This window comes from Paenibacillus sp. OT2-17 (assembly GCF_009827695.1).
Taxonomy (GTDB): domain Bacteria; phylum Bacillota; class Bacilli; order Paenibacillales; family Paenibacillaceae; genus Paenibacillus; species Paenibacillus polymyxa_B.
In genome coordinates, this window is the sequence record NZ_WUDQ01000391.1 from 1 (window position 1) to 3,550 (window position 3,550).

Annotated in this window: 3 protein-coding genes; all 3 read left to right on the forward strand. The window is 43.8% G+C overall.

Annotated elements, in window-relative coordinates:
* Positions 1-369, forward strand: a 369-nt coding sequence (locus GRP75_RS21800) for a pyruvate formate-lyase-activating protein (protein WP_483311106.1), incomplete at its 5' end; no start/stop codon positions are given.
* A 219-nt stretch (positions 370-588) separates the two neighbouring features.
* Positions 589-2,811, forward strand: coding sequence for a copper amine oxidase N-terminal domain-containing protein (locus GRP75_RS21805; RefSeq protein ID WP_160790338.1), 2,223 nt, complete (start codon positions 589-591; stop codon positions 2,809-2,811).
* A gap of 252 nt (positions 2,812-3,063) precedes the next feature.
* Positions 3,064-3,550 (forward strand): Fur family transcriptional regulator (locus GRP75_RS21810; protein WP_160790339.1); only part of this gene is annotated, 487 nt, incomplete at its 3' end.

Sequence of the window (3,550 nt, forward strand, 5' to 3'; positions counted from 1 at the left end):
CATATTGACAATGACAAGCATATTAAGCTTACAGGCAAGTCTAACGACCGTATGTTAAGTACGGCTCGCTGGTTGTCTGAGCAAGGGCGCAAAATGTGGATTAGACACGTATTTGTACCGGGTATTCATGATGACGAGCAAGATTTATTGAATTTGGGACGGTTTATCGGAACGTTGAACGGAGTCGAGAAATTCGAAATTTTACCTTACCATCAAATGGGTGTTTACAAGTGGGAAATGCTCGGTAAGGAGTATCCGTTGGAGGGAGTTCCATCTCCTACAGATGAAGAAGTTCAACGTGCTTACCGACTCATTGAAGAGGGTCGTCTGGAGACTGCAGGAAAGAATGCTGTCTGTCGTCCATCATAATGTAAATGGTTCAAAAGCTATTTCCTAGTAATGAAGCCGCCGCCACATCAGGTCAGATGGGCGGCGGTTTTTTGTTGTTGAATTTTTTGCAGTCACAGGAGAAAGTTCCCTTTTTTTCATGATCAGCAAAATTTCCAGAAACTTTTTAACAACTGACGCGTCTAATAGTATGACTTTTTACGGGAATGATAATAATTTGGTGATAGAAGGAGACAGACAATGAATTTCAAGAAATGGACCATGCTCACCGCCCTTGCGGTGGCTCAGGTGGCCGCAGTAGCCCCTGTAGGAGCAGAAGCAGCATCAACAACCGTTCAATCCACCGATTCGGTTAGCGCACAGCAGGCTCAGGCCAATGTTGCTGATTCAGGCGTTCAGAATAGCATCGGAGATCAAGATGGAACTAGCACACAAAATGACACGGTTACACCTAATAACACAGGCGTATCCAATGATCCATTGACTGGCCTGCCTACGGATACAACCAACGGATCGAACGTTTCCAATGATGTATACGGTGGAGACGGAACGATCACCAATCCTGGTGGAGCTCCAACATCCATGGGTGCTAATCAATTGATTTTGTACTTAAACAGCGCGAAAATGGAACAAAACGGACAGGTGTACACAGCAACTCAGCCGATGACTGTTAAGGACGGAGTTTCCTATGTAGCTATCCGTTCTCTTGTCAGCCGTGTCGGATTGCAGTTTAGTTATGACACTGCCACCAAAGAAACCGTAATCACACAAGGAACAAATGTCATGCGCTTCAAAACAGACAGCAAGGTTTATACGGTTAACGGTGAAGCCAGACAAATGAAGGGACCGGCTTTTCAGCAAAAGAACGTATTTATGGTGCCATTGACCTCGATTACACAGGCCTTAAATATTCCTTATACTGTGAATAATACGACTAAACAAGTTATCATGGATTTGAATCAGAAACCTAAAGCTTCCTTCACGGTTCAGCAAAAAGATATCTATGCGGGCGAAACCCAAGTTACGTATTTGACGAAGGAATCTTCTCCTACAGGTCTTCCGATTGTGAACCAACGTTGGGAAGGTAAGCAGGACGTATTTCAGGAGCCGGGTACATATGTAGTTACCTATTCTGTTCTTGACTCTGCTGGGAACTGGAGTGATCCTTACTCAGTTACAATTACAGTAAGACCACCAAATCAGCCGCCAGTGGCTCTGTTTACAACTGATAAAAAAGAGTACAAGATGGGCGAGAAAATCACCATTACCGACCTGAGTACAGATGATGAGAATGCTATCACTAAGCGTGATTGGGAGAATAAGAAACTTGCCTTTTTCCAACCAGGTGATGTAACAATCACACTCACCGTGACTGATAAGCACGGCGCAACAGGTACCAAAAGTGAAACAATTAAAATTACGAATGAATTGCTGTACAACGAAGATGATTTCAATAAAATCTTCACACCATATGGTGATAAATATACAGTAGACGGCAGTCAGGTGCCTACCATGGCTACTATTCCAGTGACAAGTACTTCTTCACCGCGTCTTTTGATCCGTGCTAACAGCCCAGAACGTGTGTTCCAGGATGGTATCGTGTATCAAGAAACCGGATCAGGCAGCACGCGCATACTCGTCCATCATGTCAATGAAACGGGTAGAGATGTGAAGATGTACGTGATTGCGACCAACAACAATATCACTCCTGCCAATATAAATGTCGAAAATTCCGGTTTTGCTGGACCATCTGAATTTGCCACGGCTGCGGGTAAAGTCTCGATTCAACGATATTTTCAATCCATGCAGGATGGAAGCAAGCGTTCTAGCACAATTCTAAATCCTGGCGAAAATCGCATTATTTTAGAGGATTTGAATGCACAAAAAATCAAGCAAAAACAGGTCATTTCTCTGTTATCCGATTTATATACGGATCAACCTATTCAATACACGGTTATTGTGTTAGATGCAAATGTAGATCCGTTGACCGTGATGCCTACTCTGGCAAAACTGCCTAAGGACGGTATTCACAACCGTGGAACGTACGCTAATGCTGATATCTCGCTCAATTATACCGAAGAGGTTGGTAAAACAGCTCAACGTATCGTTCTTGGTGATAATAAGGTAGACCCGAACCTGATTGGTACGGACGGTCTGGACGGCTCTTCTGCTTCCAACGCCGGTAATTTTGGTGTTGTATATAAAGTTAAATTGGATCATGTAGCGCCGTATTCACTGATTACGTTCAACCCGCGTGGGGGCGAATATTCCGGCTATGCGATGGTAAACAATCAGGTTGTGGGTATCCCGACGAACGGCGCGGTATGGGCTCCAAATGAGATGAGTGTGCTGTATCGCACAGGGCATATCGAGGAAAGTGTAGAGATGTATTTCACTGCTGCTGCAGGAAGTAACTTGCCAGTTTCCGTAGTAGTTATGCCTTTACCAGCTATTAAAAATTAATATGAATTAACCGGTGCTGTTTACCGGCTTAGACCTTGGATCTCGTCATTCACCGTTTAAAAGTCGATGTCACTTGCAGAATATAGGCGTTCTCCTGCTGCGAATTTAATCGTAGCGACGGAGAGCGTCTTTTTCTTATGTATAGATACGAATATCTCTTATAATATTGACTTTAATCGTGGTATAATAAATAGATGCAAGCCTAAGCCTGCATCAGAAACCTGAAACTACAGACAGGGGAGGGTGAAACGCATGCTGACAAAGGATGAAATTATTGCAACGATGTCCGCTCAGGGGCTGCGTATTACAGATCAGCGCAAGACGTTGGCCACGTTATTTTCCGAGAATGAAGGGTATCTGTCCCCCAAAGACGTTTATGAATATATGGGTAAGAAGTACAGTGGACTTAGTTTTGATACGGTTTATCGTAATCTGCGTGTAATGCAGGAATTGGGTGTGTTGGAACAGGTATCTTTTGAGGATGGAATGAAGTTCAAGGTGAGCTGTAATGAGCATCATCACCATCACCATATGATTTGCTTGAGCTGTCAGAAAACATTACCGATTTCTTTTTGCCCAATGCAAATGACGGATACAACGGATCAATTCCAAATCGTCGAGCACAAGTTTGAAATTTTTGGTTATTGCAAAGATTGTCAACAGAAGAATGGGCATACTGACAGTAATTCGGATGGGGGCTTCAGACAGACGAGCAGTCACACTCACAGCCACGGGGGCT

Bases quoted from the DNA above. Each gene is read 5' to 3' on its own strand.
- GRP75_RS21805 (WP_160790338.1), top strand. From the start codon at position 589: ATGAATTTCAAGAAATGGACCATGCTCACCGCCCTTGCGGTGGCTCAG.